This is a genomic window from Streptomyces sp. NPDC045431 (genome assembly GCF_040646655.1).
Taxonomy (GTDB): Bacteria; Actinomycetota; Actinomycetes; order Streptomycetales; family Streptomycetaceae; genus Streptomyces.
Genome location: NZ_JBEZAQ010000008.1, coordinates 214,963 through 229,492 on the forward strand (window position 1 = coordinate 214,963; position 14,530 = coordinate 229,492).

A 14,530-nucleotide genomic window follows, 5' to 3' on the forward strand; every position below is an offset into this window, starting at 1 on the left:
GGCGTCGGGCTGGTGTCAAGCCGCGTGGCCGGCCGCCGCCGTTCGCGATCCAGCGCCGCGAAGTGCCTGTCGACGGAGGTCACTTGACCTGCTGCCGGCGCTTTCCCGGCCCCGCGCCGCGGAATTGTGGCAATCCTGCGACATTCACCACGGCTCCACATAACGGAAGGTCGTGCGAACATTCCGTCGCCCGGCCCGCGCGGGACCGGGTGACAAGGGGAAGACTTCGTGAAGCGATCGACGTTCAGATCCGCCCTGGGGGCCGTATTGGCAGTCGCCGCATCGGCCGTCCTGCTGCCCACCGCCTTCGCGGGTGGCGACCCGGAGGCCGAGGCGGCCGCGAAGCCGACGGTGGACGGTGCCACGACGGCCTCGTTCGAGAAGCTGGCCGACGCCGTACTGACGCAGCGTACGGCGGCCCTGCTCGACAACGGCCAGGCACGGCGTTCCACGCCGATGACGGACCGGAGGGCCGGCCTGTCCGCCGGGGTGGCGCGGTCGGAGAAGGAGGCGGTGTCCTCACTGCGGTCCCGGAAGGACCGGCTCGCCGCACTGGGTGAGGTGTACACCGCGGCCACCACCGACGTACGCGTGGACAAGACGCGCGTCAAGGACCGCCGCGCCACGGTCAGGGTCACCGAGACCACGACCCTGACGTACAAGAGGATCCGCGGCGACGAGCCGGCGACCACCGGATTCCAGGCCCACCACGAGCTGAGCTTCGCCTTCACGCCGCGCGGCACGTGGGAACTGACGGGCATGAGGTCCACGGACGAGGGCCCCGTCGCCATCAACGAGCCCTTCGCGGCGCGGACGGCGGCGGCCGCGGCGGACACGGGCGTACCCTCGGCGACGCCCGCCTCGACCCGGCGGCCCTCGCAGCAGACGCAGAAGCCCCCGGGCACCGCCGGTTACGACTACCAGGCGATGGCGGCCTACGCCGAGAAGTACTGGAGCAACTACAACCCCGCCTACCCGGCGTACAACAGCGCCGGCGGTGACTGCACGAACTTCATCAGCCAGGCCCTGAAGGCGGGCGGCTGGAAGCACGATCCGGGGCTCTACTCGGACTACACCAACTGGTGGTACGACCCCACCCTGGGCGCCTCCGTATCGTTCGTGGGTGCCAACGAGTGGTCGTGGTTCGCGCTGCACAGCAAGCGGACGACCAACCTGGGCAACGTGTACGACATGGGCATCGGCGATGTGCTCCAGGTGGACTTCGACCGGGACGGGTCCAAGGACCACACCATGATGACCACGTACCGGAGCCGTTACGGGACGCCGTACCTGACCTACCACTCGACCGACACCTACCGGAAGTCGGTGGCGAGCCTCATCGCGTCCTACCCGAACGCGCTCTACTACGCCTACCGCACCTGATGCGCCGACGGCGCGGGGGTCCCGGGAACCCGCCGCCCCCGCGCCCGCGCACGTTCCCTGCCTCCGCCTCCGCGCGCGCTCCCTGCCCCGCGTCCACGCACGCCCCCCGCGCTCGCGTCCGTGCACGCCCCCCGCTCGCGTCCGCGCTCTGCCGCAGGTGCGGGTGGACCCGGGCGGTCTCGCACCGGGCGATCGGTGGCTGGCGCCCCGGTGGCCTCGTGGCTTACGGTGGGAGCGCTCCCAAGATCGTGGGGGTGTAACCGGTACTCCCCTTCGGGCCGTGCAGGGGGCACCCTCTAGGTTGACTGGGTCACACCCCTCTGAGGGAGAAACGTTCGATGGGAGGCCGATGGCGGTGAGCGGACGGCAGACCGGCAGGCCCACGCTGGAGGAGGTCGCGGCCCGGGCGGGGGTCGGGCGCGGCACGGTGTCGCGGGTGATCAACGGCTCGCCGCGGGTGAGCGACCGCGCGAAGGAGGCGGTCGGCCAGGCCATCGCCGAGCTCGGGTACGTCCCCAACCGCGCGGCCCGCGCGCTCGCGGGCGCCCGCACGGACGCCGTCGCGCTCGTGATCCCGGAGACCGAGGCGCGGCTGTTCGCGGAGCCGTACTTCCTCGACATCATCCGGGGTGTCAGCGCCGAGCTGGCGGACGCGGACGTGCAGCTGCTGCTCACGCTGATCCGCTCCAGCAAGGAGCGGCAGCGCTTCGAGCAGTACCTCGCCGCACAGCGCGTGGACGGCGTCCTGCTGGTCTCGGTCCACGGCGACGACCCGCTGCCCGACCTCGTCCAGGAGCTGGGGCTGCCCGCCGTGCTCAACGGCCGCCGCTCCGAGGCGGAGCCGGGCGCGTACGTCGACTCCGACAACGTCGGGGCCGGCCGTTCGGCGGTCGGCCACCTCGCCGCGCGGGGCCGCCGCCGGATCGCCACCATCACGGGGCCGCTCGACATGTACGTGGCGCAGTGCCGCCTCGACGGCTACCGCCAGGGCATCGAGGCGGCGGGCCTCCCGGCGGACGACCGGCTCGTGGCCGCGGGCGACTTCACCGAGGAGGGCGGCCGCCGGGCCATGCGCGAGCTGCTGGAGCGCTGCCCCGACCTCGACGGCGTCTTCGCCGCGTCGGACGTCATGGCGGCGGGCGCGCGCGGAGTCCTGCGGGACGCGGGCCGCCGCGTACCGGACGACGTGGCGCTCATCGGCGTCGACGACTCGGCGGTGGCGCGCCTGATGGACCCGGCGCTCACGAGCGTGCGCCAGCCGATCGAGGAGATGGGCCGCCGGATGGCCCGCATCCTCCTCCAGGAGGTCACGGGCACGGCCGCGGAACCGCGACAGCTGGTGCTGCCGACGGAGCTGGTGGTGCGGGAGTCGACGTGAGGGGGGTGAGCCGCGTGGGCGACGCGGGCCAGCGTGAGGGCGGCGACGGAACGGGTTACTCCGGGTAGGGCGCCGGGCCGAAACAATCAGGCGAACTTGCTGGTCAGCGAGGAGCCCTCGGGCCTTGTCAAAGATCGCCCGGGGCCCATATGTTCTCCCCCGCACCGCTTCTTTCCGGCCATACAGACGCCGCTCATGGTGCGCCCGGGACCACCTCTCCCGTTTCTGGTTCTCCCCCCATGTTTCTCCACCCCTCCCGCCCGTATCGCTCCGGGCCTGCCCCTCCCTTCCGCCCGGCTCGATACCGGTGCGTACGACGACGCGTACAGCTCTCCCTGCTGGAAGGACGGCGGGGTCAGCGGCTGCAGCCAGTGCGACTTCTGACCGGTGCCCGGCGCCCCGCCCTTCCAGAACGGACCCTGCCTTGGCCGCATCGATCCTCTCCCGCCCCCTCCCTCACCTCGCGCGGCGCCGCTCCGCACCGGTCGCCCTCGCGCTGGCCGCCGTCACGCTGTCCGGGTGCGCGGGCACGGGGGCGGCCGACTCCGCGGACGGTGCCGGGAGCGGCCCCATCGCGATCGGTGCGGTCACCACCGTCACCAGCGCGGAGCAACTCGCCTTCCCCCTGGACGCGTACGAGCTCACTCCCGCGCAGGCGCGTCAACTCCAGCTCGCGCAGGACAAGCTCGTCGCGGCCTGCATGACCGCGCGGGGCTTCTCGTGGGCCGCGCCGCAGCGGCCCGCCCCGGCAGGGGGGAACCGGCACGTCCGCAGGTACGGCGTCCTCGACCCGGCGGAGGCCGGCCGGACCGGCTACCACGGCCCCGCACAGACCGGCCCGGGCGCCAAGGAGCGGGAGGCGGGGCAGGACACGTCCGAGGCCGCGCAGCAGGCGGCGGGCGCGTGCGTACTGGAGGCGCGGGCCCGGCTCAACGGCAAGAAGTCCATGGACAAGGCCGACACCACCAGCGACGACTACATCGAGCGGCTCGTCGTCGAGGACGCCGAGCGCGCCGAGCAAGACCCCCAGGTGGTGAAGGCGTTCGCCAAGTGGAGCGACTGCATGAGCGAGGCCGGGCACGACTACGACGACCCCTGGGCGGCCAACAACGACCCCGAGTGGGGCAAGTCGGAGACGGCGACGGACACCGAACGCCGCATCGCGACCGCGGACGTGACGTGCAAGGTCGAGACCAACCTGGCCGGGGTGTGGCTGGCGGTGGAGACCGCGTACCAGAAGCGCACGCTGGAGAGGAACGCGAAGGCGCTCGCCGAGGTGAAGAAGTCCAACGAGGACCGGATGCGCAGGGCCGCCGACGTACTCGCCAAGGGCTGATCACCCCCGGTGGAGAGGGATCAGAAGGTGCCGCTGAGCACGCACGGGAAGCTGCCGGCGGTGCCGGAGGGGTGCGTCGTGGCCAACCGGGAGGCGCTGTACGGCAGTCCGCCCTTCTTTCGGATCCACTGACGAGCCGCTGAAGGACCCGTGGGCGCCTAGTCCGGTGCCTCACCCGCGTATTCGCGGTGGACGGCGGCCGCCGTGCGGACATATCGTCCGCAGGCGGCCGCCCGTGCCCGTACCGCGTGCGCACGGCGTTCTCCGGTCGCGTCCGTGTTCCCTGGGGGTTCTTCCGTGATGCCGTGCTCCAACTGCCGTGGCCGGACGGCGACGACCGACGATGGCCGCTGCGCCGCGTGCGCGTCCACGAGGTCCGCGGTCCTGCGGTCGCCCGTCGGGCTCGGGCGGGCCGTGATGATCCTGCTCGGCGTCGTCGCGCTCACCGACGCCGCGGTGATCGGCGCCGCCCTCACCATGCGGGGCCTGTTCGCCCCGGCCGGGGACCGCCTCTTCGCCTTCTACACGGAGGCCGAGGGCAGCCGGGCGGACCTGTTCATGCTCGTCACGTCGGTCCTCCAGTCGCTCGCCTTCCTTGCCACCGCCGTCGTCTTCATCATCTGGTTCCACCGGGTCCGCAAGAACGCGGACGTCTTCGCCCCCGACCTGCTCGACCGGGGCGCGGGCTGGGCGATCGGCTCCTGGTTCATCCCCTTCGCGGCCCTGTGGATCCCGCGCGGCATCGCCGCCCAGGTGTGGACCGCGAGCCGGTCCCAGCCGTACGCGGGCGACGAGCACGAGCCCCGAACGCCCGTGAACCTGTGGTGGGGCGCCTTCGTCATCGCCTGGCTGGTCACGCGCGTGGCCGACCGGCAGTACGAGCGGGCGGAGAGCCCGTACGACATCGTGTCCGCGACCGAGCTGCTCGTGGTGGCCCATGCCCTCGACATCCTCGCCGCGCTGCTCGCGATCCGCTTCGTGCACAAGCTGACGGGCATGCAGCACGCCCGGGCGCTGGAGCGCGCGCAGCCCGCGCCCACCGCTGCCCCCGTACCTCCCACCGCCCCTGCATCTCCCACCGCCCCCGTACCTCCCGCCACGTCCGCGCCCGCACCCGAGCCAGGGCTTCCGGCGTAGCCGCCCCCGTCGAATTTCTTCGACTCTTCCCGCACCTTGACCCCTCCCGCGGCCCTCCCCATAGTGGGAGCGCTCCCACATGTTCACCGCTTGTGCTCACCCCCGACCCTCCCCGAGCCGCGAGGAGAAGCAGGCACATGTCACCGGGAACCCGAACCAGAAACAGAGCCGGAACCTGGCTCAGAGGCAGGTCAAGGCCCCGCTCAACCGCCGCCGTCGTCGTCGCCCTCGCGTTACCGCTGGGCATGGCCGCCGTCGGCGCCCCCGCACCCGCGACGGCAGCCCAGGCCGCCGCCGTCCAGTGCAGCGTCGACTACAAGGTGGCCAACGACTGGGGCTCCGGCTTCACCGCCGAGGTCACGCTCACCAACCGGGGCACCGCGCCCCTCACCGGCTGGACCGTCACCTACGACCAGGCCGGTGACCAGAAGCTCACCAACGGCTGGAACGGCGTCTGGTCGCAGTCCGGCAAGACCGTCACCCTCCGCAACGCCGACTGGAACCGGACCGTCGCCGCGGGCGCGGCCGTCACCGCCGGCGGGCAGTTCACCTACACCGGCGCCAACACCGCCCCCGCCGCCTTCGCCGTCAACGGCGAGCCCTGCGCCGGGGCGCACAAGCCGCCCGTCGCCGTGCTGACCAGCCCGGCCGCGGGCGCCGTCTTCACGGCGGGCGACCCCGTCCCGATGGCCGCCACCGCCGCGGCCGCCGACGGGGCGACCGTCACCAAGGTGGAGTTCTACCGCGACACCACCCTCCTCGGTACGGACACCACCGCGCCGTTCACCCACAGCGCGACCGGCCTCACCGCCGGCACCCACTCGCTGTACGCCAAGGCGTACGACAACCGGGGCGCCTCCGCCGAGTCCGCGCCCGTCGGCATCACCGTGGCCGCCGGTGCCGCGCTCGTGGCGAGCCCCGCCCAGCTCGGCGTACGCCAGGGCTCCAGCGGCACGTTCGACCTGAAGCTCTCCACCCAGCCGTCCGCGAACGTCACGGTGACCGTCGCCCGCACCTCGGGCAACACGGGCCTCACCGCCGCGCCCGCCACCCTCACCTTCACCCCGGCGAACTGGAACACCGCCCAGAAGGTGACCGTGACCGCCGCGCCCACCGGCACCGGATCGGCCGTCTTCACGGCCACCGCCCCCGGCCACACCAAGGCCGAGGTCACCGTCACGCAGCTGGCCGCCGACTCGACGTACGACGCCCGCTTCCTCGACCTGCACGCGAGGATCACCAACCCGGCCAACGGCTACTTCTCGCCGGAGGGCATCCCGTACCACTCGGTCGAGACGCTCATCGTCGAGGCGCCGGACCACGGCCACGAGACGACGTCGGAGGCGTACAGCTACCTGATCTGGCTCCAGGCCATGTACGGGAAGATCACCGGCGACTGGACGAAGTTCAACGGCGCGTGGGACACCATGGAGAAGTTCATGATCCCCACCCGTGCCGACCAGCCGACCAACTCCTTCTACAACGCCTCCAAGCCGGCCACGTACGCGCCCGAGCACGACCTCCCGTCCCAGTACCCCGCACGCCTCGACTCCGGCGTCCCCGCCGGCGCCGACCCGATCGCGGGCGAGCTGAAGAGCGCGTACGGCACGGACGAGATCTACGGCATGCACTGGATCCAGGACGTCGACAACGTCTACGGCTTCGGCAACGAGCCCGGCAAGTGCTCCGCCGGACCGACGGCCACCGGCCCGTCGTACATCAACACCTTCCAGCGCGGCCCCCAGGAGTCCGTCTGGGAGACCGTCACCCACCCCACCTGCGACAACTTCACCTACGGCGGACGCAACGGCTTCCTCGACCTGTTCACCGGGGACGCCTCCTACGCCAAGCAGTGGAAGTTCACCAACGCCCCCGACGCCGACGCCCGCGCCGTCCAGGCCGCCTACTGGGCCGACATCTGGGCCAAGCAGCAGGGCAAGGGCGCCCAGGTCTCGGCGACCGTCGCCAAGGCCGCCAAGATGGGCGACTACCTGCGGTACGCCATGTTCGACAAGTACTTCAAGAAGTCGGGCAACTGCGTCGGCCCGGCCACCTGCCCCGCCGGCACCGGCAAGAACAGCGCGCACTACCTGCTGAGCTGGTACTACGCCTGGGGCGGCGCCACCGACAGCAACGCCGGCTGGGCCTGGCGCATCGGCTCCAGCCACGCCCACGGCGGCTACCAGAACCCGCTCGCGGCGTACGCGCTCAGCGAGTACGCGCCGCTGAAGCCCAAGTCGGCGACCGGCGCACAGGACTGGGCGACCAGCCTCGACCGGCAGGTGGAGTTCTACCGCTGGCTCCAGTCCTCCGAAGGCGCCATCGCGGGCGGCGCGACCAACAGCTGGCAGGGCCGCTACGCCACCCCGCCGGCCGGCACGCCCACCTTCTACGGCCTCTTCTACGACGAGAAGCCCGTCTACCACGACCCGCCGTCCAACCAGTGGTTCGGCTTCCAGGCGTGGTCCATGGAGCGGGTCGCCGAGTACTACCACCAGAGCGGTGACGCCCTCGCCAAGAGCGTCCTCGACAAGTGGGTCGACTGGGCCATCTCCAAGACCACCATCAACCCCGACGGCACCTTCCGCATCCCGTCCACCCTCCAGTGGTCCGGCCGGCCCGACACCTGGAACCCGTCCGCGCCCGGCGCGAACACCGGACTGCACGTCACCGTCGCCGACTACACCAACGACGTCGGCGTGGCCGCCGCGTACGCCAAGACCCTGACGTACTACGCCGCCAAGTCCGGTGACGCGGACGCCAAGCGGGTCGCCAAGGCCCTCCTCGACGGCATGTGGGACCACCACCAGGACCCCCTGGGCATCGCCGTCCCGGAGACCCGCGCCGACTACAACCGGTTCGACGACCCCGTCTACGTGCCGAGCGCCTGGACCGGGACCATGCCGAACGGCGACCGGGTCGACTCCTCCTCCACCTTCGCCTCGATCCGCTCCTTCTACGAGGACGACCCGGCCTGGTCGAAGGTCGAGGCCTATCTGAAGGGCGGCGCCGCGCCGGTCTTCACGTACCACCGCTTCTGGGCCCAGGCGGACATCGCCCTGGCCATGGGCTCGTACGCGGAGCTCCTCGAATAGCCCGTCACCCGGGAGGGGCGACGGCCCCGCCGCCCGGGAGGGCCGTGCCGTCCCACGGCCACGGCCCTCCCGGGTCACCCCCCACCGAGAGGACGCACCCGTGCGCAGAACACGACACCTGCTCCTCGGCCTGGCGCTCGCCGCCGGCCTGCTGACCGCCGCGCCACCCACGGCCGCCGCCGCCCAGCCGGCGGTGGAACCGAAGGCCGCGGAGGCGTACACCTGGAAGAACGTCCGCATCGACGGCGGCGGCTTCGTCCCCGGCATCGTCTTCAACCGCGCCGAGAAGAACCTCGCCTACGCCCGCACCGACATCGGCGGCGCCTACCGCTGGCAGCAGTCGACCAAGACGTGGACCCCGCTGCTCGACCACATCGGCTGGGACGACTGGGGCCACACCGGCGTCGTCAGCCTCGCCACCGACTCCGTCGACCCGAACCGCGTGTACGCCGCCGTCGGCACGTACACCAACAGCTGGGACCCCGGCAACGGCGCCGTCCTGCGCTCCACCGACCGCGGCGCCACCTGGCGCAAGGCCGACCTGCCCTTCAAGCTCGGCGGCAACATGCCCGGGCGCGGCATGGGCGAGCGCCTCGCCGTGGACCCCCACCGCAACAGCGTCCTCTACCTGGGCGCGCCCAGCGGCAAGGGCCTGTGGCGCTCCACCGACTCCGGTGCCACGTGGTCGCAGGTCACCGCCTTCCCCAACCCCGGCAACTACGCCCAGGACCCGAGCGACACCAGCGGCTACGCCTCCGACAACCAGGGCATCGTCTGGGTCACCTTCGACGAGTCCACCGGCACGCCCGGCACCGCCACCAAGACGGTCTACGTCGGTGTCGCCGACAAGGAGAACACCGTCTACCGCTCCACGGACGCCGGCGCCACCTGGACCCGGCTGCCCGGCCAGCCGACCGGCCTCCTCGCCCACAAGGGCGTCCTCGACACCGCCAACGGCCACCTCTACCTCGCCTACAGCGACACGGGCGGCCCGTACGACGGCTCCAAGGGAGCGGTGTGGCGGTACGACACCAAGGCGGGCGGCGGCACGGGCGCCTGGAAGGACGTCACCCCCGCCGCCGACGCGTACTACGGCTTCAGCGGCCTGTCCGTCGACCGGCAGAAGCCCGGCACCGTGATGGTGAGCGGCTACAGCTCCTGGTGGCCCGACACGCAGATCTTCCGCACCACCGACAGCGGCGCGAGCTGGACGAAGGCCTGGGACTTCACCTCGTACCCCGACCGCTCCAACCGCTACACCATGGACGTCTCCTCCTCCCCGTGGCTGACCTGGGGCGCCAACCCCGCACCGCCCGAACAGACGCCGAAGCTCGGCTGGATGACGGAGGCCCTGGAAATCGACCCCTTCGACTCCCAGCGGATGATGTACGGCACCGGCGCCACGATCTACGGCACCGAGAACCTCGGCCAGTGGGACACCGGCGGCAAGATCACCATCAAGCCGATGGTGCAGGGCTTGGAGGAGACCGCCGTCCTGGATCTGGCGTCCCCGCCCTCCGGCGCGCCCCTGATCAGCGCCCTCGGTGACATCGGCGGCTTCCGCCACACGGACCTGACCAAGGTGCCGTCGATGATGTTCACCTCACCGAACTTCACCTCCACCACGAGCGTCGACTACGCCGAGACCAAGCCCGACGTCGTCGTACGCGCCGGCAACCTCGACGGCGGCCCGCGCGTCGCCTTCTCCACCGACAACGGTGCCCACTGGTTCCCCGGCACCGAGCCCTCCGGCGTCACCGGCGGCGGCACCGTCGCGGCCGCCGCCGACGGCAGCCGCTTCGTGTGGAGCCCGGACGGCGCCGGCGTCCACACCGCCTCCGGCTTCGGCACCTCCTGGACCGCCTCCCAGGGCATCCCGGCGGGCGCGGTCGTCGAGTCCGACCGCGTCGACCCGAAGACGTTCTACGGCTTCAAGGCCGGGGTCTTCTACGTCAGCACGGACGGCGGCGCCACCTTCGCCGCGTCCAAGGCGACGGGACTGCCGGCCAAGGGAAACGTCCGCTTCAAGGCCGTCCCGGGCCGCGGCGGCGACCTCTGGCTGGCGGGCGGCGACCCCGACGGCACCTACGGCCTGTGGCACTCCACCGACCGCGGCGCCACCTTCACCAAGGTCCAGGGCGTCGACCAGGCCGACACCATCGGCTTCGGCAAGGCCGCCCCGGGCGCCTCGTACCCGGCGCTCTACGCCAGCGCCAAGGTGGGCGGCGTACGCGGCGTCTTCCGGTCCACGGACGCGGGCGCGAGCTGGGTGCGCATCAACGACGACGCCCACCAGTGGGGCTGGACCGGCGCCGCCATCACCGGCGACCCGCGCGTCTACGGACGGGTGTACGTGTCGACCAACGGCCGCGGCATCGTCTACGGCGACACCGCCCAGCCCTCCGACGGAGGGGGCGCCTGCCTCGCGACGTACAAGGTCACCGGACAGTGGCACGGCGGCTTCCAGGCTGAGGTGACCCTCAAGAACACGGGCACGGCGGCGTGGAGTTCGTGGACTGCCGGCTGGAGCTTCACCGGCGGCCAGCAGGTCACCCAGATGTGGAACGCCACCCACACCCAGACCGGCGCGGCCGTCACGGCGGGGAACACCGCCTGGAACGGCCGTGTCCCGCCGGGCGGTTCGGCCACCTTCGGCCTCACCGGCTCGTGGTCGGGGACGAACCCGCCTCCGACCACCGTGTCCTGTACGGGTACGGGGTAGCGATCAGCGGCCGGGGTGCGGTCCGCATCCCGGCCCCCACGCACCTCACAGGCGCCCCGGCCGGCCGGTCAGCGGCGGCGCACGTAGTCCAGGTCGTCCCGGGCGCTCGGCAGATCCGTGTGCCCCTGCGACCAGTGGTTGACCCATCCGCACACGCCGCACGCGTAACGGCCGGTCAGCCCCGCGATCCGAGTGCCGCACCGCTCGCAGTCGGTCTCGGTGATCTCGGGCATGGGCCCACCCGGCCGTCGCCGGCGAACCGTTGCGAGCTCTGACCGCCGGTCGCCGGTCGGACGGTTCGGCATGCCCGCAGGCCACCCGCGCGGGCTCAGGCGGGGCTTCCGGGCACGTAACGCGGCGCCTCGTCGTCCGGGGTCTCCGGGCTGCCGAAGTGGAACGGCACCCCCAGGTGGGCGGCCAGCTCCCTGCCGACGCGGTCGGCGGCCACGGCCGACGGGTGGCGTCCGCCGACGTCCTCGCCGCCGAGGTGCCGTACGGCCGTGCCCCGATAGACGGTGGCGAGCCGGTACTCGCCGACGGGGTCGGCGGTGACGGCCAGCAGGTCCACGAACCAGTCGTGGACGGTGTCGCCGTCCCACACGGCCTCGATCGCCACGACACGCCCGGGCGCCCCGGCGGCGAGCGCGGCCAGGGACTCCAGGTCGAGCGGGCTGTCGGGGGTGCGGGCGACCCGGTCGCCGTGGTGGACGTACCGGGCGTGGACCACCAGTTCGGCGTCGTGGAGGCCCATCCCGTGGGCGCGGCCGGCTGCGAAGACGACGCGGAGGGCCCGCATGCGCGCGTCCTGCAGGACGTAGCCGTCGGCCTGCTCCCGGATGCCGGCCGGGAGCAGGCCCCACCACGCGGACGCGATGACGTCGCTCATTCCTTGCCGAGCTTCCACTGCCCGGTCTCGTCGGAGAAGCCCGAGTTCATCGCGAACTGCACGGAGGCGAGCTTGGACGCCTTGGGCACTTCGAACACGACCCAGCCGAGCACCTTCTCGCCGGGCGGCACATTGGCGTCGGAGGTCATGGACGGCCCGGCGCTGATGTCGGCGAGGGTGGTGCCGAACCGCTGCCCCTCGGCGTCGGCGACCTGGGCGCCGTTCCCGGGGCTGTCCACGTAGACCTTGGTGCCGGTGTTGACCAGCTCGAACTGGGCGCCGACCCACCGGCTGCCGTCCTGGGGCTTGAAGAACTCGTCCTTCGGCTGGGCCGGGTCCACGATCTTCTTGAGGGTGACGGCGAGCTGCTCGCCCTCCTCCATGCCCTTGAGGGTGATCGTGCCGCCGACCCTCGCGGCGCTCGGCTTGTCGGCCTTGGGCTTGTCCGCCGGCGCCGCTCCCGTGGCGGCCGGGTCGGCGGAGGCCTTCACCTTTGGCGCGCTGTCGGCGTACTGCGGTCCGCCACAGGCGGTGAGCGCGCCCAGGCAGACGAGGGCGGTCAGGGTGATGGTGGTGCGTCGCATGGTCCCCCCAGCGTTGATCGTGATCAGAGAGCCATCATGCGCTGTATGGAGCGTATGTGGAGCCGTCGCGACCGTTTCGTGACGAGAGGGCGGCTGCGGGATCGGTGGCGAGGAGCGGCCGGAGGGCCCCCATCAGAGCGCCCGTGCAGCTGTGAGAGCAGGTCGCCAACGCCACGGGCATCGACCGGCCCTCGATCGTCCGCACCGAGCAGGGCCAGCAGCCGCTGTGCCTCGACACCCCGATCCTCATCGCCGACGCGACCGGCGTCCCCCTCGCCGAGCTCGTACGTTGAGCGGCCGGCCGCGCCGGGGGTGGGCGCGGCCGGCCGGGGCCCCGGCGGCTGCGGACTGGGTGCAGCGGCCGAGGCGGTCGGTCAGTCCTTCTCGGGCTTCGGCGGCACGAGGAACGCGCGCGGCCGGGGAGCGGTCGGGCTGATCTCGTCAGCCTCGCGCTCCGCCTGCATCCAGGCGTTCACGAGGTGGGCGTACCGCGGGTCAATCCACTCCTGCATCAGAACCTCCTTCCGCGCCGAGCCTAGGGGCCGATCAGCCCTTGGGCTTGGGGATGATGACGATGGGTCCCGAGTCGTCGGAGTGCTGGCACCCCGCGGCCACGGAGACGAGGGTGTCCTCCGGCCCCCGCCACAGGTCGCGGTCCACGTCGAATCCGGCCGCCTCGATCGCGGCGATGGTGCGCTCCAGAGCTGCGGGGTTGTGGCGGCTGGGGTCCGGTTGCTCGGGCAGGTGGTGCACGAACTGGCCGAAGCGCTGGCACAGGCTGGAGTAAAGGCCGGTGTGCAGGATGAGGGCGTGCCAGCCCTCGTCGACGACGCGGGACGGTACGAGTCCGGGCCGCGGGCTGGTGGCGGCGGTGGCGACGAAGGCGAGGGCGTCGGTCAGGATCCGAGACGCCATGCCGGGGTCCATGCCGGGGTTGTTGTCGAGGATGGTGGCGCGGACGTTGTTGAACTCGGCGTCGCTGATCAGGGCACGTGCAGTGTGCATGTGGTCTCCTGTCGGGGTGTGGTGGTCCCCGCGGTACGGCGGGGTGTGGCCGCCCGCTGCTGCATCGGCGCGCGGCAGCGGGCGGGGCTTATCGGCGGCGCGCCGGAACGCGCTGCGGTCGGGTCGCTTGGAGCCAGGCCAGATCGGCGAGGATGTCGTGCGGGCCGACCTGGCAGCTTCGGCAGCTGTAGAGGCGGGTCGGCGCGTTGACGAGCCTGAGGCGCTGCGTGGCGCCGCATCCCGCGCACTGGGGCTTATGGTCCGTCATGCCCGTCTCCGCTCGTACGCGCGGCGCAGATGGTCGCGCAGGAGGCCGGGGTCCGTCAGCACGCCGTCGCCGTTGGGCGGGTACAGCCACGTCCGGCCGCGGCGGGTCACGCCCGGCGCCGGGCAGAGCAGCGCGCCGCCACGCCCGGCGCATACGGTGCGGCGCAACGGCTCCCACGTTTCGGCGGTGCCCGCCGGTACGAGGAACTCGACGGCCTGGCGCGGGCGGCAGTACAGCACCGGCCCCAGGGACACAGACGCGTTGGCCAAGGCGTCGAGGGCGCGCACACCCAGGCACGCGGTGGCACGCACGACGTCGAACCGCACGCCGAGGGGTACCTCCGCGAAGGAGTAGGCGCTGTCGGCCCACGCGGTCAAGACGATCGACGGCGGATCCATCACGGACGCGAGCCACATCGCGCCGGAGGTGTGGCTCGGCGGCGCCGGAGGCCCGGTCACGGGGCTCATCGCTCACCCCCCGACACCGCGGGCTTCAGCACCTCGTACAGCACGTCCTCGCCGCGGTCCTCAGCACACGCTCGGTGGGCGAACAGATGCTGCCCGCCAGCGTCCTTGCCGGTGACGCGGACACAGACGTCCGCGCCGGGCTCCGGGCAGTGCACACACGGTTTCACGCGTCGGTCTCCGTCGGTCAGTTGGTCGGCTCTGACACGACGTTAGGAGCGATCCCGGCGGCGTCGAGGTAGGGTTCCCACCCCCTTGACGAGGGGTAAGGT

General features: G+C 72.3%; 12 protein-coding genes. 6 read left to right on the top strand and 6 right to left on the bottom strand.

Annotation, left to right across the window (positions count from 1 at the left end):
- The first annotated feature begins 267 nt into the window (after positions 1 to 267).
- The 6 genes from AB0A69_RS19505 (at position 268) to AB0A69_RS19530 (ending at position 11,051) form a co-directional block, all read left to right on the top strand.
- Positions 268 to 1,383, top strand: a complete 1,116-nt coding sequence (locus AB0A69_RS19505) for an amidase domain-containing protein (protein WP_361423013.1) — start codon at positions 268 to 270, stop codon at positions 1,381 to 1,383.
- A 349-nt stretch (positions 1,384 to 1,732) separates the two neighbouring features.
- The gene (locus AB0A69_RS19510) at positions 1,733 to 2,761 is read left to right on the top strand and encodes a LacI family DNA-binding transcriptional regulator (protein WP_361423016.1); all 1,029 of its coding nucleotides are present in this window, start codon (positions 1,733 to 1,735) and stop codon (positions 2,759 to 2,761) included.
- A 424-nt stretch (positions 2,762 to 3,185) separates the two neighbouring features.
- On the top strand, positions 3,186 to 4,097 hold the full coding sequence (locus AB0A69_RS19515) for a hypothetical protein (protein WP_361423019.1): 912 nt from the start codon (positions 3,186 to 3,188) through the stop codon (positions 4,095 to 4,097).
- A 417-nt stretch (positions 4,098 to 4,514) separates the two neighbouring features.
- Entirely contained in the window at positions 4,515 to 5,234 is a 720-nt protein-coding gene (locus AB0A69_RS19520; protein WP_361423022.1) for a DUF4328 domain-containing protein, read from the top strand.
- A 245-nt stretch (positions 5,235 to 5,479) separates the two neighbouring features.
- A complete protein-coding gene (locus AB0A69_RS19525; protein ID WP_361423025.1) occupies positions 5,480 to 8,329 on the top strand; it encodes a glycoside hydrolase family 48 protein in 2,850 nt (949 codons plus the stop codon).
- A gap of 100 nt (positions 8,330 to 8,429) precedes the next feature.
- Entirely contained in the window at positions 8,430 to 11,051 is a 2,622-nt protein-coding gene (locus AB0A69_RS19530) for a cellulose binding domain-containing protein (RefSeq protein WP_361423028.1), read from the top strand.
- A 68-nt stretch (positions 11,052 to 11,119) separates the two neighbouring features.
- Here AB0A69_RS19530 and AB0A69_RS19535 read toward each other — a convergent pair whose 3' ends face one another.
- From AB0A69_RS19535 to AB0A69_RS19560, 6 genes are all read right to left on the bottom strand, one after another.
- The gene (locus AB0A69_RS19535) at positions 11,120 to 11,284 is read right to left on the bottom strand and encodes a hypothetical protein (protein ID WP_361423031.1); all 165 of its coding nucleotides are present in this window, start codon (positions 11,282 to 11,284) and stop codon (positions 11,120 to 11,122) included.
- Between the two features lie 95 nt (positions 11,285 to 11,379).
- Positions 11,380 to 11,937, bottom strand: coding sequence for a hypothetical protein (locus tag AB0A69_RS19540; protein ID WP_361423034.1), 558 nt, complete (start codon positions 11,935 to 11,937; stop codon positions 11,380 to 11,382).
- Positions 11,934 to 12,521: a DUF4352 domain-containing protein gene (locus tag AB0A69_RS19545; protein ID WP_361423037.1), complete on the bottom strand. Its 588-nt coding sequence runs from the start codon at positions 12,519 to 12,521 to the stop codon at positions 11,934 to 11,936. Before AB0A69_RS19545 ends, AB0A69_RS19540 begins: the two co-directional genes overlap by 4 nt.
- 374 nt (positions 12,522 to 12,895) lie before the next feature.
- Positions 12,896 to 13,033, bottom strand: a complete 138-nt coding sequence (locus tag AB0A69_RS19550; RefSeq protein WP_361423040.1) for a hypothetical protein — start codon at positions 13,031 to 13,033, stop codon at positions 12,896 to 12,898.
- A gap of 34 nt (positions 13,034 to 13,067) precedes the next feature.
- Positions 13,068 to 13,526, bottom strand: a complete 459-nt coding sequence (locus AB0A69_RS19555) for a hypothetical protein (RefSeq protein ID WP_361423043.1) — start codon at positions 13,524 to 13,526, stop codon at positions 13,068 to 13,070.
- A 264-nt stretch (positions 13,527 to 13,790) separates the two neighbouring features.
- Complete coding sequence (locus AB0A69_RS19560; RefSeq protein ID WP_361423046.1) at positions 13,791 to 14,261, bottom strand: hypothetical protein; 471 nt, start codon at positions 14,259 to 14,261, stop codon at positions 13,791 to 13,793.
- Positions 14,262 to 14,530 lie beyond the last annotated feature (269 nt).

Bases quoted from the DNA above. Each gene is read 5' to 3' on its own strand.
- AB0A69_RS19510 (WP_361423016.1), top strand. From the start codon at position 1,733: ATGGCGGTGAGCGGACGGCAGACCGGCAGGCCCACGCTGGAGGAGGTC.
- AB0A69_RS19520 (WP_361423022.1), top strand. From the start codon at position 4,515: ATGATCCTGCTCGGCGTCGTCGCGCTCACCGACGCCGCGGTGATCGGC.
- AB0A69_RS19525 (WP_361423025.1), top strand. From the start codon at position 5,480: ATGGCCGCCGTCGGCGCCCCCGCACCCGCGACGGCAGCCCAGGCCGCC.
- AB0A69_RS19535 (WP_361423031.1), bottom strand. From the start codon at position 11,284: ATGCCCGAGATCACCGAGACCGACTGCGAGCGGTGCGGCACTCGGATC.
- AB0A69_RS19540 (WP_361423034.1), bottom strand. From the start codon at position 11,937: ATGAGCGACGTCATCGCGTCCGCGTGGTGGGGCCTGCTCCCGGCCGGC.
- AB0A69_RS19545 (WP_361423037.1), bottom strand. From the start codon at position 12,521: ATGCGACGCACCACCATCACCCTGACCGCCCTCGTCTGCCTGGGCGCG.
- AB0A69_RS19550 (WP_361423040.1), bottom strand. From the start codon at position 13,033: ATGCAGGAGTGGATTGACCCGCGGTACGCCCACCTCGTGAACGCCTGG.
- AB0A69_RS19555 (WP_361423043.1), bottom strand. From the start codon at position 13,526: ATGCACACTGCACGTGCCCTGATCAGCGACGCCGAGTTCAACAACGTC.
- AB0A69_RS19560 (WP_361423046.1), bottom strand. From the start codon at position 14,261: ATGAGCCCCGTGACCGGGCCTCCGGCGCCGCCGAGCCACACCTCCGGC.